This window comes from Amaricoccus tamworthensis, assembly GCF_049800875.1.
Classification (GTDB): domain Bacteria; phylum Pseudomonadota; class Alphaproteobacteria; order Rhodobacterales; family Rhodobacteraceae; genus Amaricoccus; species Amaricoccus tamworthensis.
The window spans coordinates 257,584-283,177 of record NZ_JBNAFV010000001.1 but is presented as its reverse complement, the minus strand read 5'-3'; the positions used below and the strand labels follow the sequence as shown (position 1 = coordinate 283,177).

Here is a 25,594-nt window from a genome sequence, read left to right as displayed (position 1 = left end):
GAAGGATTTGGTTCAGTGGTTTTTGGGTGGCTCAGAAACAGTTTTTGGCTTGGTGTGCTGACCGGCTGCGTTCTGGTGATTGCGGCCATTTTCCTGCTGTCCATGCGGTTTCCGCTGTTTGTCTACACGGTGCCTGATCCGGAGCTGGAGGTCGCCGGCCCCACGGTACCTGTCACGCAGCCTGAGGAGATCGAGCATCCCGTGGCGCCGACGGTGACCGAGCTCTTGCCGGATGTGAAATCGCCGCAGCCTCTGGTGGATATCGACCGTCAGTCAACGCCCGTTGAGGGATTGCGGGACCACAGCCTCGCGCCCACAACCGTTGAGATCCCGGAGGGCAGTACCAACTCGCCCTCGCTGTTCCGTCCGGATTTTTGACGCTGCTTTTGGCGGAGCTCTATCGAAATGCGATGGAAAGTGTCTGTCTGCATGTCGCAAAACCCCCGCTCACTTCCCCCTCGCCAGGGCGGCATGGACGATCTCCACCGCCTGGTCCGTTGGCGTGTTGACATTTCGGAAATCCACGCCGTCCGCTGCCAGAATCTGCGTCAGCACCGGAAGCCGGTCCATCTGGAGTCCGCGCTCCGACATCAGCTCAAGAACATCCGCCCGTGCGTGATGAAACCCGGCCATGCGGGTATTGTAGCGGTAAAGGCCCGACAGGGTCGCCAACAAAAACAGCAGCAGAATACCCTGGGGCACCGTTTCAGAAAGGATAAGGGGCACGGACCGCGCGGCCGTACCATTGGCCTCTCGATACATCTCGACGCATGTGGCGGTTACCTCCGTACCGTCCGCAGCCCGGCGGCAGGCGGCCATGAACCCCTCAAAGGATCCCCGCTCTGCATCAATATCCGCCTGCCCGCTTTGCACCTTGGCAAGACTTTCCAGGTCCTCGGCGAGGGCCGCCTCCGCATTGACCAAAAAATCCCGGTTGCGCCTGATTTCCTCTGGATATGCTGCGAGGAGCGGTTGGGCGCGGGTCACTGAATCGACATTGTCCTGATACCAAGTCAGTGAACTGGCCCCCATTTCGACCGGACACCTTGGCTTGACCAAGGAGGCTTAAGGATAGCCTTAAGCACATTCTGATGTCTGAGATTGAAATAATTACCGATGGCGGCCGCCGTCGGCGCTGGTCTGCGGCAGAGAAGCTGCGGATCGTGGAAGAGACAATGTTTGAGGGGGAGAGCATTTCAGCCGTTGCGCGTCGCAATGGCGTGGCTCCCAATCTGCTGTATCGTTGGCGCAAGCTCATGCTCGAAGGAGGAAGCATCGCCGTGGCCGCAGATGATAGCGTCACCGGGAACAGGACGGTCCGTGATATGGAAGCTCGTATCCGGGAACTTGAACGCCAGCTCGGGCGCAAGACGCTCGAGAACGAAATCCTGAAGGAAGCGCTGGAAAAGAGCCGCTCAAAAAAACCGACCTTGCTTGCGCAATCGCTCAGACGGGACGGTTCCCCATGAAGGCGGTGGCAACGACATTGGGGGTGTCCCGTTCCAACCTGCATGTCCGGGTGAACGGGAACGCAAAGCCGCGTCGGGGCTACCATAAAGCCCAGGACGCGGTGGTCCTGCCGCGCATCCAGGCGTTGGTGGCGAGGCGCCCGACCTATGGATACCGCCGAATTACCGCCATTCTGAACCGGCAGCTGCGTTCTGAAGGCCTTCCTGCGGTCAATCACAAGCGGGTTTACCGGATCATGGAGCGCAACAACCTGCTGCTACAGCGATCCGGCTATGATCGACCCGAGCGCACCCACGATGGCAAAGTCATCATGATGCGGTCGAACCTGCGTTGGTGTAGCGATGGCCTGGAGTTCGCTTGCTGGAACGGCGATATCATCCGCCTGGCTTTCCTCATTGATGCCCACGACCGCGAGATCATCTCGTGGCGGGCTGTGGCGAATGCCGGGATCAGCGGGTCGGATGTGCGCGACATGCTGCTCGAAGCTGTCGAACGGAGGTTCAGCACACACCGCACCCCGGAACAGGTAGAGGTGCTGTCCGACAACGGCAGCGCCTACACTGCCAAAGAAACCCGCATCTTTGCGCAACAACTCGGCCTGAAATCCTGCTTCACGCCGGTCAAAAGCCCGCAATCCAACGGTATGTCAGAGGCTTTTGTGAAGACGCTAAAGCGCGACTACGTCCGCGTGAATCCATTGCCCAACGCCAAAACCGTGCTGCCATTGATAGGAGACTGGATCGAAGACTATAACGAGAACCACCCACACAGCGGCCTAAAATGGAAATCGCCTCGCGAGTTCATCAGAGCCAAAACCGAAACCGCTTAGGTGTCCGCTGAAACGGGGGCAGCTTCAGTCAGTAATTCACTATTTCCTGACGATCCGGGCAATAATTCAAGCGTGGTCAATGTTTCTGCCTGTGGTGGAGGCAACATAACAATACCTCCACTTTCTCCTCTGGCCAGAACAGTTTTTCCGTCGGACAGCGCCCCTAAATGCGGTACCATCCAATTGAATCCGACCTTGATCCGAACCGACTCCCAGTCTTCACCGTTATTCAATGAGCTTAATATGCCTCCAGTAAAGCCCGTAGCAAAAACCGTTTCTCCGCCTGAAAGGGCCAGAAACTGGTGAATACCCACAAAATCTTCCTTCCAAACCGGTTTCCAATCCAAACCGGCGTTAGACGAACGCAAAATGCTGCCATTTCCAGCACCTGCAAGGATCGTCTCTCCGTCAGGCAACACGAGAAGACGCAAGACCGTGGCTTCTTCGCCGCCTTCTCGCACTAGTCACCAGTCCAAACCTCCATTCGAAGAACGCAAGATGCCGCCATACCCGTCGTCGGCGAGAACCGTCGTTCCGCCTAACAGGGCCAAATGCCGCGTCGTGGTGGACCCTGTGACCTCATAAACCGTTTCCCAATCCAGGCCGCCATTTGACGATCGTAATATATTGCCACCTTTTTCGGCCGCCAAAACTGTCGCCACGTCCGACAATGCCACGATCCGCACTTCACAACAGAATCTTTGCTCGTTGTCCTCCCAAACCTTTTCCCACTTCAATCCGCTATTCACGGATCGGAAAATGTTGCCATTGTCGTCGCTTGCAAAAACCGTCACGCCATCGGAGAGGGCCTGAAGCATTTCGATGCTAATCCCGTTGCCTTCCCTAACCAAATTCCAATCTAAGCCGCGATTGGAAGATCGCAGAATGTTACCAAATAGGTCTCCCGCCAGAACCGTGCCCCCATCGGACAGGGCCAGAAGCTGCCAGACGACAGGCCCGTTGCCCTCCAAAACTAACTGCCAGTCCGCACCCGAATTGATGGAGCGCAGCATACTGCCGTCACTTGCGCTTGCAATTATTGTTACTCCGTTGGTTAGAGCTAGCATCTGCGAAATGGCGAGCCTATCGTTCTCGAACACTGGCTCCCAACCAGTGCCTCCATCCAACGAGCGCAATATGACACCATCAATTGTGCTTGCAATGATCGTTGCTCCATCTGGTAGAGTCACAATTGGCCCAATGTGGTCTCCTGCTGAATCCAGAATCTTTGCCCCGGTGCGTTCTAGTGCCGTCGCTAGCCTATCTCTAATCCCCTCCCGTTCCTCTTCCAGCCGTTCGATTGTGGCTTCCCCGGTTTCTATGCTGGAATCCAGAAACTGCACGCGCCCGTCGATCACAAACCGGTAAATCGGCGCGCCCAAATAGAAAGACAACGCCAGCAACACGATCAGTATCAGCGCGACCATCGTGAGGGACGCAATCCGGCCCGCGTTTTGCCCGCGTTTGCGCAACCGCGCGACGGCATCGGCAATCACCTGGCCGTCCTGTGCGCCCTCGTCCTCTGCTTCCGAAATCATTTTTGCCCCCGGCGATCAATCCGTCGAGGGTACCACGTCATGCGTGTCAAACAAGAAATGATCTCATTCGATCAAGGTAATCGAAAGAATGGGCTATATACCGTGGAGACGTGATCCAAGGCGCGTCTCCACCTGACCTGTCTTCCCGAATTAAAGGCAGTGTTGCAGACTTAAATCGGGCTCTCAGTTCCCGCCGCCGCGTCCGCTGGTGAAGAGATGCGCGTCTTTGGCCGCCTGCATCAGCGCCTTCGATTTGTTGACGGTTTCCATGTACTCGGCGTCCGGTTCGCTGTCATGCACAACACCGCCGCCCGCCTGAACGTAGAGCGTTCCGTCGCGCAGAACGGCGGTGCGCAGTGCGATGCAGATGTCCATGTCGCCCTGTGAGCCGAAATAGCCGACGCCGCCGCCATAGACGCCACGCTTTTCGCTTTCCAGCTCGTCGATGATCTCCATGGCCCGCACCTTTGGCGCGCCCGACACCGTACCCGCCGGGAGGCCGGCCAGGAGGGCGGACAGGGCGTCTTGTTCTTCCGCCAGCTCGCCGTTGACGTTGGAGACGATGTGCATGACGTGGCTGTAGCGTTCAATGATGAACTGCTCATCGGGGTCTACCGTGCCGATTTTCGCCACACGACCCACGTCGTTGCGCCCGAGATCGAGCAGCATGAGATGCTCGGAAAGTTCTTTCTGGTCGGCGAGCAGGTCCTTCTCCAGTTCCAGGTCCTCCGCCGCCGTGGCGCCGCGGGGGCGGGTGCCGGCGATGGGGCGGATAGTGACCTTCCGGTCCTTGACCCTCACGAGGATTTCGGGGCTGGCGCCCACGACCTGGAAATCCCCGAAGTTGAAATAGAACATGTAGGGCGACGGATTGGTCCGCCGCAGAGCGCGATAGAGGGAGAAGGGCGGGAGCGGGAATTCCTGGGCCCATCGCTGACTGGGGACCACCTGGAATATGTCTCCGGCGCGAATGTAGTCCTGGGCCGTCTCGACCATTTCGCAGTAGCGCTCGTAGGTGGTGTTGGACACCGGCTCGGGCAGGGCCTTCGTGTCGGATGCGTCGTTGCTAAGGTAACCGGGTCTGCGGTCGAGATCGCGCACGGCATCCATGACACGCTCGGCGGCCTGTGCGTAGGCGGCCCTGGCGCTCAGGCCGGAGGAGGCCCAGGCGGGGCTGACAACGATCACGTCGCCCTTCACACCATCGACGATCAGCACCACGGAGGGACGGATCATGATGGCGTCGGGGACGCCAATCGGGTCGGGATTGACGTCGGGCAGGTCCTCCACAAGGCGGACCATGTCGTAGCCCAGATAGCCATAGAGCCCTGCATGTTTGTCCGGAAGCTGGCCGGAGGACGGGATGGCGCATTCCGCGATCAGGGAACGCAGGCTCTCAAGCGGCGGTGCGGTTTCCTCTTCCCAGGCGTCCGGGTCGAACCGGGCGGAGCGGTTGAGGCGCGCCCTGTTGCCGCGGCATTCCCAGATCAGGTCCGGTTTCATGCCGACGAAGGAGTAGCGGCCCCGCGTGTCGCCGCCGGTGATGGATTCAAGCAGGAAGCTGTTCTGTCCGGCCTCGGTCAGTTTCAGGATCAGCGACACCGGTGTGTCCAGATCGGCCACAAGCCGTGTCCAGACCACCTGGTTTTCCCCCGCGTCAAAACCTTCGGAAAACGTGTTGAGATCAGGGGTAAGCTGCATTGTCTCTGCCGTTAGAACTGGGAAAGGGTGGAGTCGATCAGACCCTGGTTGACGGTCACGCCGATACTGTCGCGGACCGCCGCGTTGTAAAGCGTCAGCAGGTCTACGGCGGCCATGTCGGAAATCTGCTGCGTGATGGACTCCTCAATGCCCGCGGTGGTTTCGTCCTCCGGATCCGCGGCCTCGATGGAGGTCAGCTGAACCAGAATGACACCGTCACCATCGGGAATGATCGCGGTATCGCCGTCTTCCAGAGTGAAGACATCGGCCAGCAGACGCGGTGGCAGGCCGGGAACGACATCGTTGCGGGTGACGGGCTCGGAGATTTCCACTGTGAGACCTGGGCCTTCGGCTACGCTCTCGAGGCTTTCACCGGATGCGATGGCTTCGGCATACTGCTCAGCCTGGGCGGTCAGGGCTTTGCGGGTTGCGTCGGCTTTCCAGTCGGCCTCAACCTGGTCGCGGACCTCCGCCAGCGGAATGAGGGAGGCCGGAACCGTTTCCTCAAGCCGAACCGTTACGAGGCCACCGCCCTCAAGCTCAGCCAGGTCGGTTTCTTCGCCCTTGCGGGCGTTGGCTGCCAGATCGCGGAAGGCGGGGTCATCGGAGAGGCCGCCGGTGGTGTTTGCGTTCAGCGCGATGCTGCCGGCCCGCATGATCGTCTCTTCGGTGATTTCCTCAAGGCGGGCGCCGCCGGCGATCAGGTCGTCGATCAGGCGGATTTCCTCGAGAATCTGCGAGCGGGCCAGTTCGGTGGCAAGTTCCTGACGGATGTCCTCTTTGGCTTCCTCGAAGCTCACGGTCTGCTCCGCGATGACGGCGTTGACCCGGTAGATCGCGGGGCCGAGATCGGTTTCGACCGGGCCGATAATGCCTGGACCATCTGCGCTGAATACGGCTTCGCGGGCGCGCTGGTCGATCTCGAGCGCCGTGACCAGACCCAGTTCGGTGTCGGATATGGAGAGCCCGCGTTCGGTCGCGACCTCATCAAACCCGGCGTCGCCACTGTCGAGACGGGATTTGGCCTCCGTTGCCTCCTCCATCGTTCCAAAGCCGATGCGGTCGAGGAAGCGCTGTTCCGGTGTGCCGAGCGTGTCCTTGCGGGCCTCGTATTCCGCCTGAAGTTCCTCCTCGGAGATTTCGGTATCGGCGGCAACCTCCTCCGGAATGGCGGCGGCATAGCTGAGTTTTTGCGTGACCGGGCTGGTGTAAAGCCCGGGGTGTTCCTCATGCCAGGTGGCGAGCGCGGCGTCGTCAGGCTCCGCTACCGGTTCTTCAAGCAGGCCGGAGTTGAGGCGAACCCAGGAAAACCCGCGTTTTTCGCCCGCATACTCCAGGAGGGTCCGGGCGGCGGTGTCGGGTACGACCGTGCCCGCGCTCAAACCGGTGACGAGAAGGGTGCGTGTCGCCTCTTCACGGAGGCTGCTCTCAAACTCGGAGGCGCTCAGGCCGCTGCGGTCGAGGAAAAACGCATAGGCGTCGCGGTCAAAGCCTTCGCTGCCCTGAAAGCCGGGGATGCCCTCGAGCCGTTCGCGGACCAGATCGTCGCCGGTGGACAGGCCCAGGCGGTCGGCCTCCCCGGAGAGGGCGCGTTCGTTAACGAGCCGTGTCAGGGTGTTGCGGTCGAGACCCAGTGCGCGGGCCTCCTCAACCGTCAGGGTGCGGCCGAACTGCTGGGAAATGGCGCGAAGCTCGCTGTCAAAGGCCCGGGCGTACTCCTGGGCCGAGATGTCGCGGTCGCCAACTTTGGCTACGGAACTGCTCGACAGGCCGCCGCCCGCGCCAATTCCGAAACCCGCCAGACCGATGATGAGCAGGACCATCAGAGCCCAGGCAAGCACGTTCGATTTTTTCGTGCGGAAGGAATTCAGCATGGGAGAAACCTGACCGGTAAATTTCAACGTAGAGGGCGTTCTATGCGTTGCCCGGCAGGGTGGCAAGTGGTCCGTGAGCCGCGCGCCTGTTGACGGCACCGGTCCGCGGGCTTAGGGCGTTGCAAATGGCCGAACCTCCCATTCTGACACTGTCCGACATTCACCTGACCTTTGGTGGCAACCCCCTGCTGAAGGACGCGTCGCTTGCGATTCACGTGGGCGAACGGATCGCCCTTGTGGGGCGTAACGGCTCGGGTAAATCCACGCTCATGCGCATCCTGGCGGGGCTCGTGCAGCCCGATGATGGCGAGCGGTTTCTGCGTCCGGGCATGAGCGTTGGACTGATGTCCCAGGAGCCTGATTTTGCGGGCTTCGACACGCTGATGGATTTCGCCACGGCCGATCTCGATCACGGGGATCAGTGGCGGGCGGAAATGGCGCTGGAAGGGCTGAAACTCGCGGGCGATCAGGACCCCAGGGCCGCCTCCGGTGGTGAACGGCGCCGGGCGGCGCTGGCGCGGGTACTGGCACAGGCCCCGGATCTGCTGCTGCTCGATGAGCCGACCAACCATATGGATATCGAGGCGATATTCTGGCTGGAAAAACACCTGGCGGAGACCGCGACGGCGTTTGTCTGCATCAGCCATGACCGCGCGTTTCTGCGCAACCTGACCGACCGGACGCTCTGGGTGGACCGGGGTGAGGTGCGCAGGCTCGAAAAAGGCTTCGCCCATTTCGAGGAATGGCGCGACCAGGTGTTTGAGGAGGAGGAACTACAACGGCACAAGCTCAATCGCCTGATCAAGGCCGAGGCCCGCTGGGCCGTGGAAGGCATATCCGCACGGCGCAAACGCAACCAGGGCCGGGTGCGGCGTCTGGGCGAGTTGCGCGCGGAACGGGCCTCGCAGATCGCGCGGACCGGCACGGCCAAAATGGAGTTCGAGAGCACGACCCGCTCGGGTAAGCTGGTGGTTGAGGCGGTGGAAGTTGCCAAATCCTTTGGCGACCGGAAGATCGTCAGCGACTTCACTCTCAAGGTGAACCGGGGTGAACGCCTGGCGATAGTTGGGCCAAACGGTGTGGGTAAAACCACGCTTTTGAACATTCTGACCGGTGATCTGGAGCCGGATCAGGGCAGGGTGCGGCTGGGCACGAACCTGTTGCCAGCGGTGTTTGACCAGAACCGCTCGGCGCTCGATCCCGATGCCAGCCTTTGGGAGACGCTGAACGGTGATTCCGAGATTGGTGTTTCCGGCAGCAGCGACCAGGTTCTGGTTCGGGGGACGCCGCGTCATGTGGTGGGCTACCTCAAGGATTTTCTGTTCGACGAGGGGCAGGTGCGCGGGCCGGTTTCCGCCCTGTCCGGTGGGGAAAAGGCCCGGGTTTTGCTGGCCCGGCTCATGGCGCGGGAGAGCAACCTGCTGATCCTCGACGAGCCGACGAATGATCTGGATATCGAGACGCTCGATCTGCTTCAGGAGCTGATTTCGGATTACGAAGGCACGGTCATTCTGATCAGCCATGACCGTGATTTTGTAGACCGGATCGCAACCACCACCATTGCCATGGAAGGCGACGGGCGGGCGACGGTCTACGCCGGGGGATGGAGCGATTACCGCTCGCAGCGGAAGGCAACAGCCGCCGCGGCGGCTCCGGCCAAATCGTCGAAATCATCGAAACCGGAACCGCGCAGGAAGGAAAAGAAACCGGCATCGGGCCTGAGCTTTACCCAGAGCCATCGGCTTAAGGAACTGCCTGACGAGATGGAGCGCCTGTCGCAGGAAATTGCCAAACTCGAAGGGCTTTTGGCCGATCCGGACCTGTTTTCAAGCCAGCCGGAGAAATTCGCCAAGGCCAGCAAGGCTCTGGTCCAGCGTCAGGAGGCTCTGGCGGCTGCGGAAGAGGAATGGCTGGAGCTTGAGGAACTGCGCGAGGCGGCCGAGGGGGCCGGGTAAGCCCTCAGTCCCCAGGCCTTTCCACGTGGAACGCGACGGACCGCGCGGCGAGTTCAGTCGGGTTTTCGTCCCAGTTCCAACCCTCACGGTCCGGCAGCGTCACCTCAACCGCGTCATGGGAGCGGTTGAATGCGACGGCGATCCGCGAGCCATCGCCGCGGGCCAGAACCATCACCACGATCTGTCCCTGCCAGTCATCCCAGTGCGGGGTCTCCTTCGGTCCGCCGTCGATGCGATGCCATGACACGTCCGGCGTGCCGGTAATATCCGTCTCGCCCGTTAGAAACCTTGCGTCGGACAGCGCGGGGTTCCCAGCACGCAGTCGCGAGAGGGACGCGGTGTGGTCCAGCAGGTCGGGATCAAGTCCGTCCCAGTTGATCCAGGTGATCTCATTGTCCTGGGCATAGGCGTTGTTGTTGCCCTGCTGCGTCCGCCCCATTTCGTCGCCGGCGGTGAGCATGATGGTGCCGCGCGAGGCAAACAGCGTCGAGAGCAGCGCCATGATGTCACGTTTTCGGGCCGCAATGACCCCCGCGTCGCGCGTCTCGCCCTCCACGCCATTGTTCCACGAATGGTTTTCACCATGTCCGTCACGGTTTTCCTCACCGTTCGCGTCGTTGTGTTTGCGTTGATAGGCGGTGAGATCGGCCAGTGAAAAGCCGTCATGGGCGGCGATGAAGTTGACAGTGCGGGTTTCCCGGCCGGTGAAGCAGTCGTGTGAGCCGGCAATTCCGGTCACGAATTCGCCCGGGGTTATCGGGTCGCCCTTCCAGAAACGCCTGACGCTGTCGCGGTAGCTGTCATTCCATTCGAGGAAATTGTCGGGGAAGTTGCCCAGCTGGTAGCCGCCCGGCCCAATGTCCCACGGCTCCGCGATCATGACACGGTCGGACAGAACCGGATCGGCGGATATCTCGCGGAAAATTTCCGCATTTGGGTCAAACCCCGTGGCGCTGCGGCCGATGATGGGGGCGAGATCAAAGCGGAAACCGTCAACGCCCGCCTGGGTTACAAAGTGGCGCAGGGAATCGAGGATCAGCCGCCGCATCATCGGGTGGTCGCAGGCCAGGGTGTTGCCGGTGCCGGTGTCGTTGATCTGGTTGCCGTCCGCGTCGTGGCGATAATAGGCCGCGGCATCGAGACCACGCAGGGAGAGGGTGGGGCCGAAGCGGTCGCTCTCGCCCGTATGGTTGAAAACCACGTCGAGGATCGTGCCAATGCCCGCCGCGCGGAGTTTGGCGACCGTGTCGCGCAGCTCCGCTATACCGCCGGGGCAGAGACCGGGTTCGAGGGCCATAAAGGCCACCGGGTTGTAGCCCCAGGCATTGGTCAGGCCGAGCGGCGCCAGATGGCGTTCGTCGATCCAGGCCGTTACCGGCATCAACTCCACGGCACTCACACCGATCTTCCGCAGATGGTCGATCACCGAAGGATGGGCCAGCGCCGCGACCGTTCCGCGTTGGTCCTCCGGAATTTCCGGGTGCAGCATTGTGACGCCGCGCACGTGGAGTTCATAGATCAGGCCGCCTGGCTCAAACACCGGAGGCTGCTGCGTGACCGGGGGGTGGGCCTCCCCGACCACGGATTTTGGGACCAGCCCTGCCGTATCCACCGCCTGGTCCCGCCCGAGAGCAAGGCGCGGATCCCAGGCGTAGCGCCGGTCGAGGCCGGTGGCATAGGGGTCGGTCAGCAGTTTTGCCGGATCAAACAGTTGAGCGCGGTCAGGCTCCCAGGGGCCATCCGCCCGAAACCCGTAGCGCGCGCCGGACCGAAGACCGGCGACATGGGTGGAGAATATGCCATTGCCGTCGCGTTCAAGCTCAACGCGGCTCTCCCTGTCGTCCGCGTCAAACAGGCACACCCACATACGTTCAGCCGTGCCCGACCAAACGGCGAACCGCACGCCATCTGCATCGGCCACCGCGCCGAGCGGCACCGTCTCGGGAGGAAAACCCACGCTCAGGTGATCACGTCAGGCGCATCGCGCCCGGTGCGGGATTTGATCCCGGCCAGTTCGTCGGCAGCCGCAATAACATCGGCAAGTGCGGCCTGGGTCTCGCGTTCGGCGCTGCCTGGACCGGTGTCGAGCTTTTCAAGATAAACCCGCAGCGTCGCGCCCGACGTGCCGGTTCCTGATAGGCGGAAGACCACCCGGCTGCCATCCTCAAAGCCGATGCGGACGCCCTGGTTTTTGCTGACCGAGCCGTCAACGGGGTCGTGATAGGAAAAATCATCCGCCGTTGCGACGGTGAGGTCCGCAACCGTGGTGCCGGGCAGGTCGGCGAGGCGACCGCGCAGCGCATCCATCAGGCCATTCGCGGCATCCGTCTCGACCGCCTCGTAGTCATGGCGGGTGTACTGGTTGCGACCGTATTTGGCCCAGTGCGCGGTGACGATGTCCTTCACCGGTTCCTTCCGGACCGCGAGGATGTTGAGCCAGAGCAGCACGGCCCACAGACCGTCTTTCTCCCGGACGTGGTCGGAGCCCGTGCCGGCACTTTCCTCGCCACAGATCGTGGCCTTGCCCGCGTCGAGCAGGTTGCCGAAGAATTTCCAGCCCGTCGGGGTCTCGTAAATCTCGATGCAAAGCGCCTCCGCCACACGGTCGGCCGCGCCGCTGGTCGGCATGGAGCGTGCGATCCCGGCGAGACCTTTTGCGTAGCCCGGCGCCAGATGCGCGTTTGCCGCGAGAAGTGCGAGTGAATCGGAGGGTGTCACGAAGATGCCCCGGCCAATGATCAGGTTGCGGTCGCCATCCCCGTCCGAGGCCGCGCCGAAATCCGGAGCGTCGTCGGCCATCATACGGTCATAGAGTTCCTTGGCATGGACAAGGTTCGGGTCCGGATGGTGCCCGCCAAAATCCTCGAGCGGTGTTCCATTGACGACCGTGCCCTTCGGAGCGCCGAGGCGGTTTTCGAGAATTTCGGTTGCGTAGGGGCCGGTCACGGCGCTCATCGCGTCGAACGACATGGTGAAGCCACCCTCAAACATCGCGCGGATGGCCGGGAAGTCGAACAGGCTTTCCATCAGTTCGGCATAATCCGCGACCGGGTCGATCACCTCCACCGTCATGTCGCCGAGCGTCTGTGTGCCCTGCGCGTCCAGATCGAGATCGGGCGCGTCGAGAATTGTGTACTCGGTGATGGATTTCGTGTTGGCGTGGATTTTGTCGGTGATGCCCTCCGGGGCCGGACCGCCGTTGCCAATATTGTACTTGATGCCAAAATCCTCGTCCGGTCCGCCGGGATTGTGGCTGGCGGAGAGGATGATGCCGCCAAACGCGGCGTATTTGCGGATCACGTTCGAGGCGGCGGGCGTGGACAGAATACCTCCCTTGCCCACCAGCACGCGACCGAACCCGGCGACCGCGGCCATCTTGATGGCGGTCTGGATGACCTCACGGTTGAAGTAGCGGCCGTCGCCGCCGATCACCAGGGTCTTGCCCTCAAAACCCTCCAGACTGTCGAAGATCGACTGGATGAAGTTCTGGACATAGTTGGTCTGCTGAAAATGCCGGACTTTCTTGCGCAGGCCGGACGTGCCGGGTTTCTGGTCGTCGAAAGCTGTCGTGCTGACCGTCTTGATCATCTTCGGTGATTCCGTTCAGTTCAGTTGAGCAGGGAGGCGTAGAGTTCGGCATAGGCAGCCGCGCTTCGCTGCCAGGAAACATCGGCCTTCATGCCCTGGCGCTGCATGTTGGCCCAGCATTTGGCATCGCCGTAGAGGCTGACGGCCTCAAGCACGGCCTGGCGCAGGGCGTTGGCGCTGTCCGGTGCGTGGACGATACCTGTGGCAACACCAGCGTTGAGCGCGGCCGTATTGGCATGAACCACCGTATCGGCAAGCCCGCCGGTGCGGGCAACGACCGGTACACAGCCGTAATGCAGGCCATAGAGCTGCGTGAGCCCGCAGGGTTCGAAACGCGAGGGGATCAGAATGGCATCGCCGCCGCCCTGCAGAAGGTGGGCCAGGTTTTCGTCATAACCGATAATGGCGCCGACCCGTCCGGGAAAGGCCGCGGAGAGTTCGAGGAAACGTCCCTCGAGCATGGCATCGCCGGTTCCCAGAACCGCGAGCCTTGCGCCCGCCGCGACCAGATCCGGTGTGACCTCGGCCAAAAGGTCGATGCCCTTCTGCCAGGTCAGGCGGCTGATCACCACGAAGAGCGGGCTGTTGTCATCCTCAAGGCCAAAGCGTTTGGCAGTTGCCTGGCGGTTGATGGCGCGGCCCTTCAGGGTGCGGGAGGTGTATGTCTTTTCAAGGCGGCCGTCGCTGGCGGGATCCCAGGTCTCGGTTTCGATGCCGTTGACGATCCCGTGCAGATCGGCGGAGCGGGAATTGATCAGCCCGTCCAGACCCATGCCGAAGCCGGGCGTGGTTATCTCACGTGCGTAGGTCGGGCTTACGGTCGTTACGGCGCTGGCGTTCTGGATGCCGGCTTTCAGGAAGCCAACGCCGCCGTAATACTCAACGCCGTCGATTGAAAAGGCTTCGGGCGGAAGCTGTAGTCCGGAGAAAATCCGGGCCGGAAACTGACCCTGGAAGGCCATGTTGTGGATGGTAATGACCGAGGGTTTGTCAATTTTCGCGAACCGCAGATAAGCCGGAGCCATCGCGGCCTGCCAGTCATGGGCATGGACGAGGTCCGGTGTGAAGTCGTCCAGCGCGCCGCCGGCGACAAGCGCCGCCGTCATGGACAGCACCGCGAAGCGATGCCAGTTGTCAGGATGATCCTTGCCATCCGGGCCATTATACGGCCCGCCCGGCCGGTCAAACAGCGCGGGGGCATCGAGCACGATGAGTTTCAGGCCCTCAACGGTCGCCTGTACCAGCCTGCAGTCCACGCCGAGCACGTTGAGTGCCTTCGCCGCCGGCGTTGTCCCGTCCAAACGCGACATGACCGATGGATAGCCAGGCACCAGCGTACGCACCTCAACACCGAGGCCCGCAAGAGCGGAGGGCAGGGCGCCCGCCACATCCGCAAGGCCGCCGGTTTTGACAAGCGGATAGATCTCGGATGTGACGGCCAGTACTTTCATGTGCTTACAGGTCCAGTTTGTTGATCATGGGCTGGGTTATGAGGCAGACCCCGCTGTCCGTGCGCCGGAAACGCTTGGCATCCAGTTCCGGATCCTCACCGACGACCAGACCCTCAGGGATGACCACGCCGCGATCCACGACCACCTTGGTCAGTTTCACGTTCCGCGAGATTACCGTGTCTGGTAGAAGCACGGCCTCATGCAGCTGCGAAAACGAATTCGCCCTGACGCCGGTGAACAGAAGGCTGCGCGAGAGCGAGGCCCCGGAGATGATGCAGTCACCTGCCACAAGGGACGACACGGCCGCGCCGCGGCGCCCTTCCTCGTCATGGACGAACTTGGCCGGCGGGGTGATTTCGGAGTAGGTCCAGATGGGCCAGTCCCGGTCATAGAGGTCGAGTTCCGGCGTCACGTCCGTGAGGTCGATATTAGCTTCCCAATAGGCATCGACGGTCCCCACATCGCGCCAGTAGGCCTCAGCCTCCTTGCTGGACCGGACACAGGACTGGCTGAAGCGATGCGCGACGGCTTTGCCGTTTTGCACGATATACGGGATCAGATCCTTGCCGAAGTCGCGGCTGGAATTCGGATCGTCGGCATCCCGGCGCAGCAGGTCCATGAGGAATTTGGTGTGGAAGACGTAGATACCCATGGAGGCCAGCGCCATGTCGGGATCGCCGGGAATACCAGGCGGATCGGCCGGTTTTTCAACGAAATCCGTGATCCGGTCCTCCTCATCCACATGCATGACGCCGAACGCGGCGGCTTCCATGCGCGGGACCTCGAGACAGCCCACGGTCACATCAGCACCGCTGTCCACATGCTGCCGGAGCATCAGCTCGTAATCCATCTTGTAGATGTGGTCACCGGCCAGGATCACCATGTATTCGGGCGCGTAGCCCTCAATAATGTCGGTATTCTGGTAGACCGCGTCGGCCGTGCCCTCGTACCACTGCGTCTCGGATACCCGCTGGGAGGCGGGCAGAATGTCGAAACCCTCGTTGCGTTCCTGACGGAAGAAGTTCCAGCCGCGCTGCAGGTGGCGGATCAGGGAGTGGGCCTTGTACTGGGATGCGACGCCGATACGCCGGATGCCGGAATTGAGCGCGTTTGACAGTGCGAAATCGATGATCCGTGTCTTTCCCCCAAAATACACGGCCGGTTTTGCACGTATGTCGGTGAGTTCCTTGAGTCGGCTCCCGCGGCCTCCCGCCAGAACATATGCCATGGCGTCACGGGCTAGTGGTTGGTTTGGTCGCTGCAAAACGTTTCCCCCTGTTTACTCTTTTATTCTGTGTTCGTCGCTCCGGTGAATTCAAGCCAGATTGTCGAAAGTGGTGGCAGCGTCACCGCGGCTGCGGTTGCGCCGTTTTCCGTTTTTGCGGTGACCGCACCCATATTTCCGCGTCCGCCGCCCTCATAGGTAGAGGCGTCCGTGTTCAGGATCTCCCGCCATTCACCCTCATGGGGAAGCGGGACGCCGTATCCTGAGCGTTCCACCGGCGTGAAGTTCGAGATGACCGCGACCGGCGGCCGGCCGGGCGATTTGCGCAGCCAGGCATAGACCGAATTGCGGTTGTCGTCGGCGATCAGCCACTCGAAGCCCTCACCCTCGCAGTCGCGCTCATGCAGCGCCGGAGTATCCCGGTAGAGGCGGTTGAGATCGCGAACGAGGTTTTGGACACCGCGATGCGGTGGGATGTCGGTCTGGTGCCAGTCGAGAGAGCGTTCTTCGGACCATTCCCGGCCCTGGGCGAATTCCTGACCCATGAAGAGCAGCTTCTTGCCCGGATAGCCCCACATGAAGGCGTAATAGGCCCGCAGGTTGGCAAACTTGTCCGCCCCTTCGCCGGACATTTTGGTCAGCAGCGATCCCTTGCCGTGTACGACCTCATCATGGCTGAGCGGAAGTACGAAGTTTTCGGAGAACGCATATAGCAGGCCAAACGTCAGCTCATTGTGGTGATACTGGCGGTGGATCGGATCGAGGGACATGTATTTCAGCGTGTCGTGCATGAAACCCATGTTCCATTTGTAGCCAAAGCCCAGACCGCCCTCATGGACCGGATGGCTGACCTTGGGCCAGGAGGTGCTTTCCTCCGCAATGGTCATGAAGCCCGGCGTGCTGGCATAGACCGCCTTGTTCATGTTGCGCAGAAACTCAACGGCCTCGAGGTTTTCCCGTCCGCCCTCGCGGTTCGGGATCCACTCACCTTCCTTGCGGGAGTAATCGAGATAGAGCATCGAGGCGACCGCATCCACGCGCAGCCCGTCCACATGGTAGTATTCGGCCCAGAACAGGGCGTTGTTGATCAGAAAGCTGATCACCTCCCGCCGACCGAAATTGTAGATCGCGGTGTTCCAGTCCGGGTGAAACCCCTGGCGCGGATCAGCGTGCTCATAGAGTGCCGTACCGTCAAACCACGCAAGCCCGTGAGAATCCGTGGGGAAATGCGCAGGGACCCAATCGAGCAGGACGCCGACACCGGCGCGATGTGCCCCGTCGACAAACCGGGCGAAGCCTTCGGGCGGACCGAAACGGGCGGTCGGTGCATAGAGCCCTGTGGTCTGGTAGCCCCAGGAGGGGTCGTAGGGATGCTCGCTGATGGGCAGAAACTCGATATGGGTGAAGCCCATGTCGACCACATACGGGATCAGCTGATCGGCCAACTCGTCCCAGGACAGGAACCCCTCGCCATCGGGCTTCCGCCATGAACCTGGATGGACCTCATAGATCGAGATGGGCTGCCGGCGTCCGTCGGCATTGGCCCAAAACTCCCGGTGCCCGGCATCGCCCCATTCATGGTCAATCCGGTCGTTCACGATGGATGCGGTCGCGGGCCGCAGTTCGGACCGGGCCGCAAACGGGTCGGCCTTTTGCGGCATGAGATTGCCGTGATGATCCAGTATCTCGAATTTGTACGGCTCACCGACCGGGATGTCGGGCAGGAAAATCTCCCATATGCCGGTATCGGACCGCAGGCGCATGACGTGCCGCGTTCCATTCCACTGATTGAAATTCCCGACAACGGACACCCGTTTGGCATTTGGAGCCCACACGGCGAAATGCACGCCGGTCACTCCCTCATGCATCATCGGGTGGGCGCCCAGTTTGTCGAAGAGGCGCAGATGGCTGCCTTCGCCGATGAAGTAGTCATCCATCGGGCCGAGCACGGGACCGAAACTGTAGGGATCGACCACCCACCATTCACCGGTGTCGTTTTTGGCGTGGTATTTGACCGGCTCGCGGTCTTTCAGATCAACCGGACCCTCAAAAAAATCCGGGTGATGTGGATTTGTCAGAGTGCCGATGGAGCGGTCGTCCATCGTGAACGCCTCGACCGTTTTCGCATCCGGAATAACGGTTCTGGCGTGGAAGACGCCGACGACCTGCTGTAGCCCCAGAACGGAGAAGGGGTTGGACCACGTTCCCGCCAGAGTTTCGCCAATCCACGCGGGCTCGCCGGTCTTTCCTGCTTCGGTTGACCTGTTGTTCAACGTCTTCCCCCCTCTTTGTTCTTTTAACTCATGCTACAGCGGGACGTTCCAAATGTCTCTGGAATATTCGCGAATTGTGCGGTCGGAGGAGAACCAGCCCATGCGTGCCGTGTTCAGAATGGTCTTGTTTCGCCATACCGACGGGTCGTTCCAAAGGGCATCCACCTCGCGCTGGGCTTCCGAGAAACTGTCGAAATCGGCGGCAACCATGAACCAGTCGTGGGAATAGAGACCCTCAACCAGATCCCGGTAGCGGTGCGGATCGTCCGGTGAGAACACACCCGATGCAATGGCGCGCAGGGCCTGGCTCAACTCCGGCGAGCCGGCAATCAGTTCGCGAGGATCGTAACCATTGGCACGCTTCTCCGCGACCTCCTCGGCGGTCAGGCCGAAGATCACGATGTTGTCCTCTCCCACCTGCTCGCGAATCTCGACGTTGGCCCCGTCGAGTGTACCGATGGTCAGCGCACCGTTGAGGGCAAACTTCATGTTACCCGTTCCGGACGCCTCCATGCCGGCGGTCGAAATCTGCTCGGACAGGTCGGCTGCGGGAACCAGCATTTCCGCGAGGCTCACGTTGTAGTTCGGAATGAACACAACCTTGAGAATGTCGCGCACGGTTGGATCGGCATTGATGACCCGGGCGACGTCGTTGGCAAGTTTGATGATCAGCTTGGCGTTGTGATAGGTCGGCGCCGCCTTGCCCGCGAAGATTTTGACACGTGGCACCCAGTCCTTTTCGGGGTGGGAGCGGATCTGATCGAAGAGGGACACGGCCTCAATGATGTTCAGAAGCTGGCGCTTGTATTCGTGGATGCGTTTGATCTGGATGTCGAACATGGTGTCGGGACTGATCGACAGACCCATGCGTTCGCGCACCAGATTGGACAGGGCGACCTTGTTTTCGCGCTTTGCCGCGGCAAACTTTTCCTGGAACGCCGCGTCGTCGGCATACGGCTCCAGTTCCTTTAACAGGGTAATGTCGTCCTGAAACTCCCGACCGATCGTATCGCTGATCAGCGACGTTAGTCCGGGGTTGCACTGGGTCAGCCAGCGCCGGGGCGTGATGCCGTTGGTTTTGGCATTGATGCGGTCCGGGAACATTTCGTGCAGGTTGCGGAACACGGTCTGCTTCATCAGATCGGTGTGCAGCTCGGACACGCCGTTGATGGAATGTGCGCCAACGAAGGCGAGATTGCCCATGCGCACCCGCCGCTCGCCACTCTCGTCGATGAGGCTGATCTCGCGGATGGCATCGTCCGATGCGCCATGCTCGTTGCGTGCGGATTTCAGGAGGCGCGCATTGATCTCGTAAATGATCTGCATGTTCCGCGGCAGCATGCCCTCGAAGAGCGGCACAGGCCAGCTTTCCAGAGCCTCGGGCAGAAGCGTATGGTTGGTGTACGCAATGGTGCCGGTCGTCAGCTCCCATGCCTTGCCAAACTCAAGGCCGTAAATGTCCACCAGCAGACGCATCAGTTCGGCTACGCAAACCGCCGGATGGGTGTCGTTCAGCTGTACCGCGACCTTTTCGGGCAGGTTGTCGAAGGTTTCGTACTGCTGATGATGGCGGCGCAGAATGTCCTGAAGCGATGCGGAGGAGAAGAAATACTCCTGACGCAGGCGCAGGGCCTGACCGGCCTCGGACGTGTCGGCGGGGTAGAGGACGCGGGTCAGCGCGTCGGCCCGGTTGCTCTGATGCAGACTGCCGATATGGTCGCCGCGGTTAAAGGCGTCGAGGCGGATCGGATCAACCGGCTCCGCGTTCCACAGGCGCAGCGTATTGATGCGTTCGGCTTTCCAGCCGACGATGGGCGTGTCGTAGGCGGTGGCAATCACGCGCTCAGCCGGATGCCAGGTGTATTTGCCCTCGCCATTTTCCTCGAAACTGACGCTGCCGCCGAAGCCGACCTCATATGCCGATTCGCGGCGGTCGAACTCCCAGCGGTTGCCATGCTCGAGCCAGGTTTCCGGATATTCCTGCTGCCAGCCGTCCTTGATGCGCTGGCTGAAAAGACCGTGGCGGTAGCGGATGCCGTAGCCGAATGCGGGCACGCCCACGGTTGCCATGCTCTCCATGAAACAGGCGGCAAGCCGCCCGAGACCACCGTTGCCAAGGGCTGCGTCGGCCTCCATTTCAGCAATGACGTCGAACTCCACGCCCAGGCTTTTAAGAGCCTCGCGCATCGGGTCCATCAGGCCAAGATTGGTTACGGCGTCGCGCATCAGGCGACCGATGAGGAACTCAAGGCTCAGATAGTAAACCCGTTTTCCCTCGGTACGGTAGGTTTCGCGGGTGGATTCCATCCACTGGTCGATGGTGCGGTCGCGGGTGACCAGAATGGTTGCCTGCAACCAGTCATTGTTGTTCGCGACGCTGCGGTCCTTGCCGACGCTGTAGGTCAGCCGGTCGATAATCTCCGCCGCGAGAACGTCGGGTTCGGTGGACTGGAGATTTGGTTTATGCGCCGTCTCAGAAATGTTGATCATGACATTTTTTCCGTTGGCCTGGCCAAGTGTTGTCGATTGTCCTGGTCGCCGATTGTTCCGTTTCCACCTTTACGGAGCCCGTGATCGGGTCTTGGGCTCCATAAATCCTATTTCGAATAATAAATCAAGTGGCGTGATTTATTATCTCGCGCGGCTTCTTTGTCCGCGCGGGGCAGGCGCTATTCGGCGACGCGGTCCACGCCGCCATGGGCTTTCGACCATTCCAGCGGTGCTTCGAGGAAGGACCGGACGGAGGAGAGGCTTTCCGTGCTGAAATGCCCGTCGGCCTCCGCCGCGTCGAGGACGCTGTGCCAGGTTGCGAGGTGGTGCAGTTTCAGACCGTTCTTCGCCAGCACGTCCTCCGCGCCCTTGAAGATGCCATAGTAGAATACGACCTGGGTGTGGTCGCAGATACCACCGGCCTTGCGGATGGCTTCGGCAAACCGGATTTTTGAGCCACCATCGGTGGTGAGATCCTCAACAAGCAGAACCCGCTGACCCTCGACGATGTTGCCCTCAATCTGCGCGTCCCGACCGAAGCCCTTTGGCTTCTTGCGCACGTAGAGCATCGGCAGGCCGAGGCGTTCCGCGATCCAGGCCGCGAAGGGAATGCCGGCGGTTTCGCCCCCCGCAATCGCGTCGAACTGCTCGAACCCGGCATCGCGCATCAGTTTTGCGCAGGCAAAATCCATCAGGGCGGAGCGTATGCGCGGATAGGAGATGAGTTTGCGGCAGTCGATGTAAACCGGAGAGGCCAGCCCGGAGGTGAGGATGTAGGGCTCCTCGGGGCGGAAATGTACGGCCTTTATTTCCAGAAGCATTCTGGCGGTCAGACGCGCCATCTCCGCGTCATCAGGGAAGGTGTTGGCAAACACGTTTTGCTCCAGTCAGTCGTTGATTTTCCAATATAGCGGCAGGCCAGGGTCAAACACCGTCACCGGCCCCGCTCCGGTTTCCACCGCAGCGGGAAACGGCACGGGCTTGTCGGACCGCGACAGTGTGATCCGGTCCTCATTGACGGGCATACCGTAGTGTTTTGGGCCGTTGAGCGAGAGAAACCCTTCCAGCCTGTCCAGCGCGTTTTCCTCCTCGAACACCTGGGCGATCCAGGCGACGGCGACCGGTGCGGAGAACACTCCGGCACAGCCACAGGCGTTTTCCTTGGTGTGCGTCGCGTGCGGTGCGCTGTCGGTGCCGTTGAAGAACCTGGGATCGCCACTGGTGGCCGCAGCCCGCAAGGCTTTCTGATGATCCATGCGCTTGAGAATGGGCAGGCAGTAGAAATGCGGCCGTATGCCGCCCACCAGCATGTCATTCCGGTTCAGGACCAGATGCTGAACCGTGAAGGTCCCGGCGATGTTCTCCGCGCCGTCCTTGATGAAATCCACGCCATCCGATGTCGTGACATGCTCCATCGTGATTTTCAGTTCCGGCAGGTTCCGCCGCAGTGGGGCAAGGACCCGGTCGATGTACACGGCTTCACGGTCGAAAATGTCCACATCCGCGTCCGTGACCTCGCCATGCACACAGAGCGACAGGCCAATCTCGGCCATGCGCTCCAGGACCGGCATGACAGCCGATATGTTCTTTACACCGCTGGCGGAGTTGGTCGTCGCACCGGCGGGGTAGAGTTTCACCGCCTTCACCAGTCCGGACGCATGCGCCGCGGCCACATCATCGGGTGACGTGTCTTCGGTCAGGTAGAGCGTCATCAACGGCGTGAAATCCTGACCCTCGGGCAGGGCGGCTAGAATACGGTCCCGGTAGGCTGCCGCCTGTTCCCCGGTTACCACGGGCGGCACAAGGTTTGGCATGATGATGGCCCGGGCCACGTCGCGGGATGCCGGCAGAACCCCCTCCATCATCGCCCCGTCGCGCAGGTGAAGATGCCAGTCGTCCGGTCTTCGGATCGTCAGTTGCTGAGAAATTTTATGCCCCTCCAGCGGTCGTTTGCCGACTGATAGCATGGCAAACCGCGACTTGCGATGCGATTTGCCATGGCTGGTGGCATTAATCGTCGGCTTTTTGACCGAAGAGGATCTTCTGAGCGTTTTTGTCTTTCTGCGGCGCGTTGCGCAGTTCACTGGCCACCGCACGGCCTACCTGAACGGCGGGGCGGTTGCCGACACGCTCGATCCAGACCTTCATGTTTGGGAATTTGTCGATGTCCTGCTGCTGGCCTTCCCACAGGCTCGCCCAGGGCCAGATCGCCATGTCGGCAATTGAGTATTCGCCAGCGACAAAATCACGGTCCGCCAGCCGGTTGTTCAGAACACGGTAGAGCCGTCCGGTCTCGTTGCGGTAACGGTCCTTGGCGTAGGGGAGGTCGTTGGGCGGATTCATCGCCGGGGCGTATTTGAGGAAGTGATGCGCCTGGCCGGCCATCGGACCGAGGCCACCCATCTGCCACATGAGCCACTGTTCGATCTCAACTTTTTCCCGCTCCGTCGAGCCGTAGAACTTGCCGGTTTTGCGGCCCAGATACTGAAGGATCGCACCGGACTCGAAAATTGAAATGGGTTCGCCACCCGGACCATCCGGATCGACAATGGCGGGCATGCGGTTGTTTGGCGCGATCTGCAGGAAGGACGGTTCAAACTGGTCACCCGCGCCGATGTTCACGAGATTCAGGTTGTAGTCGAGACCCATCTCCGCGAGGGCAATGGTGATTTTCCAACCATTGGGAGTGGGCCAGTAGTGAAGTTCGATTGGATCGGGCATACGTGAACCATGTTGTTTGGACTGCCTCCCAAGCAAATGGTCATTTTCGGATGGGGGTCAAGCGATCTCTGGAAAGCTGCCGTCCGTCGCGCCCCAGAAGCGTCGCAGTATCCGGGGGCGGAACGCCGTACGGACCCGGCTCCAGCGCGGGTCCTGTTCCGTCAGCCCGGGTACCCGGCGCAGATCTTCCAGATCCCAGCCCGGTTTGCGGTCCAGGATCGCCCGATAAATGCCAAACGCTCCGTGCCGGGTGTAGAAGCTCCAGTGGCAGAAATGCCTGTGAACCGGCCGCAGGGGGATGCCCTGCGCGTTGATCCAGTCGGACACCTGTGCCCGGTCGATCTGAATGTTGACCCAGTTCGGATGGTCCACCACACCGCCGGACCCGATGGGCATCGCCGTTGGTGCCGTGCGTGGTGCAAACATCCCGAAGGCCGCGTCGTAGATGTCGTTTGAGCGCGCCGTGAAGCTGTAGACATGTGCCGTGCGGTCCGCGGGCTTATCGCCGAGGAAACGCCGTGCCTCGCTGTCGAATTCCGCGCCACCCAGCAGGATGATCCGTTCGGGGTGGCGGTCCAGATGCGGCAGGGAAGAAAGTGCCACGCGTGCGCCGAGGGAATGGGCAACCAGATCGACCTTGCGCTCCGGGTCGATCGTTCGGATCATGTCGAGAAGTTCCGCAAGCTGCCGTCCGAAATCCGTCGCTTTAACGTAGATCCCGTGGAACGGGGATTTGCCGGTGGTCAGGTAGGATTTTGCGATGCTTCCGGTCGCGGGCCAGGCAAAACCGATGCAGAGCCCGTTCGCGTCGGCGCGGCGTGTGAAACCCAGGCCGTTGCTCCAGCTTCGGATTTTCCAGCAGGATACGGCCGGTTTAAATGCAAACAGCAGCCGGTGGGGATCGTCCGACTTGGTGTCGGGGTGGTACTGGTAACCGTGGATCAGGACTGTGACTTTTGCCCCCCGCGGGAGCCGTTCAAGGTGGCGTGCGAGCACCGAAGCGACCGGCCGTCCGGTCCGTGCGGATCGGAGACCTTCATTCGTCGCCGTAACGCCATAATAAGACATCACATATCCATGATCATTGCGTCTATGGGACATCTGGACGATTTCGATTTACCGAAGGTGACGGTTGTTTGAACATTTCCTGACATGCGGCAAAACTACACCGGCACACAGGGGTGTTGCGTCACACGCCACCCGGGCGTTCGGTGTCAGGATTTCCGTTTTGTGGAGTTGGTTCGGTTGGGGCTATTCGCCGGCTGGCTGAACATGCGCGGCCTGAACCGCAGCCGCGTTCCGGCGTTCCCAGCGATGGGCTATTGCGCGCAAAATGTGAGCTGAAACAAGGCCGGAGCCCAGACCGATCGTATTGGCGACGAGATCCAGCAGATCGCGATGGCGGTGCGCGTAGGGCTGAATGAGTTCCATGACACCGCTCCACATTACAAACACGACGGCCAGCGCCCACGCGAGCCGGGGCCGCGCCAGGGCGACCGGCAGGGCCAGCGCGGCGTAGGCCATCATGTGCTTGACCTTGTCCGCATGACGGAACCAACGGCCATCAAGTTCTGGAAGCGGGAAAAGGCTTGCGTAAGTTACAAAGCACAGCAGCAGGAAGGTCGTATACGGCCAGGTCTTGGCGTTCAGGCGCCGGATCAGGTCAATCATTACTCAAATTACTTCCCGGACTGGGGGACCAGAACGGCTGCCGCCATCCGGTGCGTCTTTGAAAATACGGACCCGGCCCCGTAAGGCGCGTTGACGAGTGCCAGACCCGATCCGAACATGCCCCTCTCTGGTGGCTGGCGAAAGGTCACCTCGTCAACCATAACCGGCAGGCGCGCACGGACTTTTGACAGCATCTCGCCGTGCCTTGCCGCTTTGAGCAGCGGATACCAGATCATAATTGCGGTTTCCGGCCATTTTCTGATCAGTTTGAGGGTGAACTCCGCAATCGCGGCGTATTCGGTTTTGACCTCGTAGGACGGGTCCACCAGCACCAGTCCCCGACGTGGCTGGAAGGGCGCGAGCGCCAGAACGCCCTCCAGGCCGTCCCGGCGATGGACGGCGGCCGCATGACCGGACATGGCACGTTTCAGGTGCTGATGCTCGCCCGGATGCAGTTCCATGAACGTAATACGGTCCACATCGCGCAGCAGATTTGCCGCCACAAGCGGCGAGCCAGGATAGGCGTCTGGACCATAATTTGCGCGGGTCTGCTCAAGGGCGAACCCAAATGCACCGTCGTGCGCGTCACCGAACCGCCCCAGGCCAGTTTCGGCCTCACCGGTTTTGGCGGATTCCGCTCCCGCCAGGTCATACAGCCCGCGCCCCGCGTGGGTTTCCACGTAGCTGATTCCACGCTTCTTCGCGGTCAGCAGCGTCAGCATCTCCGCAAGTGCGATGTGTTTGTGCAGGTCCGCGGGGCCGGCCGCATGATAGGCGTGCTGATAGGAAAGCATGATGCGCGCAATAA

General features: G+C 61.1%; 20 protein-coding genes. 3 read left to right on the top strand and 17 right to left on the bottom strand.

Features of this window, described 5'->3' with window-relative positions; translation table 11 throughout:
• Positions 1-15: 15 nt before the first annotated feature.
• Positions 16-378, top strand: coding sequence for a hypothetical protein (locus tag ACP15P_RS01360; protein WP_424926692.1), 363 nt, complete (start codon positions 16-18; stop codon positions 376-378).
• A 69-nt stretch (positions 379-447) separates the two neighbouring features.
• Here the strand turns inward: ACP15P_RS01360 and ACP15P_RS01355 are convergent, their stop codons facing one another.
• Positions 448-1,032 (bottom strand): hypothetical protein, encoded by a 585-nt coding sequence (locus tag ACP15P_RS01355; RefSeq protein WP_424926691.1) that lies wholly within the window; start codon positions 1,030-1,032, stop codon positions 448-450.
• 59 nt (positions 1,033-1,091) lie between these two features.
• Between ACP15P_RS01355 and ACP15P_RS01350 the strand changes: the two genes are divergently transcribed.
• A protein-coding gene (locus ACP15P_RS01350; RefSeq protein WP_424926690.1) for an IS3 family transposase occupies positions 1,092-2,299 on the top strand; the annotation gives its coding sequence in 2 pieces (ribosomal slippage) (positions 1,092-1,416 and positions 1,416-2,299; 1,209 coding nt in all).
• Here the strand turns inward: ACP15P_RS01350 and ACP15P_RS01345 are convergent.
• The 4 genes from ACP15P_RS01345 to ACP15P_RS01330 all read right to left on the bottom strand — a co-directional run bounded on the left by ACP15P_RS01345 (position 2,296) and on the right by ACP15P_RS01330 (position 7,412).
• Positions 2,296-2,730: a WD40/YVTN/BNR-like repeat-containing protein gene (locus tag ACP15P_RS01345; protein ID WP_424926689.1), complete on the bottom strand. Its 435-nt coding sequence runs from the start codon at positions 2,728-2,730 to the stop codon at positions 2,296-2,298. The genes ACP15P_RS01350 and ACP15P_RS01345 overlap by 4 nt on opposite strands.
• A gap of 33 nt (positions 2,731-2,763) precedes the next feature.
• Positions 2,764-3,837, bottom strand: coding sequence for a WD40/YVTN/BNR-like repeat-containing protein (locus tag ACP15P_RS01340; protein ID WP_424926688.1), 1,074 nt, complete (start codon positions 3,835-3,837; stop codon positions 2,764-2,766).
• A gap of 183 nt (positions 3,838-4,020) precedes the next feature.
• Positions 4,021-5,538: an anthranilate synthase component I gene (gene trpE, locus ACP15P_RS01335; protein ID WP_424926687.1), complete on the bottom strand. Its 1,518-nt coding sequence runs from the start codon at positions 5,536-5,538 to the stop codon at positions 4,021-4,023.
• Between the two features lie 11 nt (positions 5,539-5,549).
• Complete coding sequence (locus ACP15P_RS01330) at positions 5,550-7,412, bottom strand: peptidylprolyl isomerase (protein WP_424926686.1); 1,863 nt, start codon at positions 7,410-7,412, stop codon at positions 5,550-5,552.
• Between the two features lie 125 nt (positions 7,413-7,537).
• On the opposite strand from ACP15P_RS01330, the gene ACP15P_RS01325 reads away from it, so the two are divergent.
• Entirely contained in the window at positions 7,538-9,367 is a 1,830-nt protein-coding gene (locus ACP15P_RS01325) for an ABC-F family ATP-binding cassette domain-containing protein (RefSeq protein WP_424926685.1), read from the top strand.
• Positions 9,368-9,371: 4 nt separating this feature from the next.
• On the opposite strand, the gene glgX is transcribed toward ACP15P_RS01325, so the two are convergent.
• The 12 genes from glgX to rlmJ form a co-directional block, all read right to left on the bottom strand.
• Positions 9,372-11,324, bottom strand: a complete 1,953-nt coding sequence (gene glgX / locus ACP15P_RS01320) for a glycogen debranching protein GlgX (RefSeq protein WP_424926684.1) — start codon at positions 11,322-11,324, stop codon at positions 9,372-9,374.
• A 2-nt stretch (positions 11,325-11,326) separates the two neighbouring features.
• Positions 11,327-12,955, bottom strand: a complete 1,629-nt coding sequence (locus ACP15P_RS01315; protein WP_424926683.1) for an alpha-D-glucose phosphate-specific phosphoglucomutase — start codon at positions 12,953-12,955, stop codon at positions 11,327-11,329.
• A gap of 20 nt (positions 12,956-12,975) precedes the next feature.
• A complete protein-coding gene (glgA, locus tag ACP15P_RS01310; RefSeq protein ID WP_424926682.1) occupies positions 12,976-14,406 on the bottom strand; it encodes a glycogen synthase GlgA in 1,431 nt (476 codons plus the stop codon).
• A gap of 4 nt (positions 14,407-14,410) precedes the next feature.
• A complete protein-coding gene (glgC, locus tag ACP15P_RS01305) occupies positions 14,411-15,670 on the bottom strand; it encodes a glucose-1-phosphate adenylyltransferase (RefSeq protein WP_481736469.1) in 1,260 nt (419 codons plus the stop codon).
• A 23-nt stretch (positions 15,671-15,693) separates the two neighbouring features.
• Positions 15,694-17,904 carry a 1,4-alpha-glucan branching protein GlgB gene (gene glgB / locus ACP15P_RS01300; RefSeq protein WP_424926681.1) on the bottom strand — a complete coding sequence of 737 codons (2,211 nt, stop codon included), beginning with the start codon at positions 17,902-17,904 and terminating at the stop codon, positions 15,694-15,696.
• A gap of 33 nt (positions 17,905-17,937) precedes the next feature.
• Positions 17,938-20,394 (bottom strand): glycogen/starch/alpha-glucan phosphorylase, encoded by a 2,457-nt coding sequence (locus ACP15P_RS01295; RefSeq protein ID WP_424926680.1) that lies wholly within the window; start codon positions 20,392-20,394, stop codon positions 17,938-17,940.
• A 179-nt stretch (positions 20,395-20,573) separates the two neighbouring features.
• Positions 20,574-21,269 (bottom strand): orotate phosphoribosyltransferase, encoded by a 696-nt coding sequence (locus ACP15P_RS01290; protein ID WP_424926679.1) that lies wholly within the window; start codon positions 21,267-21,269, stop codon positions 20,574-20,576.
• A 12-nt stretch (positions 21,270-21,281) separates the two neighbouring features.
• Positions 21,282-22,322, bottom strand: a complete 1,041-nt coding sequence (gene pyrC / locus ACP15P_RS01285) for a dihydroorotase (RefSeq protein WP_424927286.1) — start codon at positions 22,320-22,322, stop codon at positions 21,282-21,284.
• 82 nt (positions 22,323-22,404) lie between these two features.
• Entirely contained in the window at positions 22,405-23,115 is a 711-nt protein-coding gene (locus ACP15P_RS01280) for a glutathione S-transferase N-terminal domain-containing protein (protein WP_424926678.1), read from the bottom strand.
• A 57-nt stretch (positions 23,116-23,172) separates the two neighbouring features.
• Positions 23,173-24,183, bottom strand: coding sequence for an alpha/beta hydrolase (locus ACP15P_RS01275; protein WP_424926677.1), 1,011 nt, complete (start codon positions 24,181-24,183; stop codon positions 23,173-23,175).
• Positions 24,184-24,366: 183 nt separating this feature from the next.
• Positions 24,367-24,786 (bottom strand): VanZ family protein, encoded by a 420-nt coding sequence (locus tag ACP15P_RS01270; protein WP_424926676.1) that lies wholly within the window; start codon positions 24,784-24,786, stop codon positions 24,367-24,369.
• An 8-nt stretch (positions 24,787-24,794) separates the two neighbouring features.
• The gene (gene rlmJ, locus ACP15P_RS01265) at positions 24,795-25,580 is read right to left on the bottom strand and encodes a 23S rRNA (adenine(2030)-N(6))-methyltransferase RlmJ (protein ID WP_424926675.1); all 786 of its coding nucleotides are present in this window, start codon (positions 25,578-25,580) and stop codon (positions 24,795-24,797) included.
• Positions 25,581-25,594: the final 14 nt, after the last annotated feature.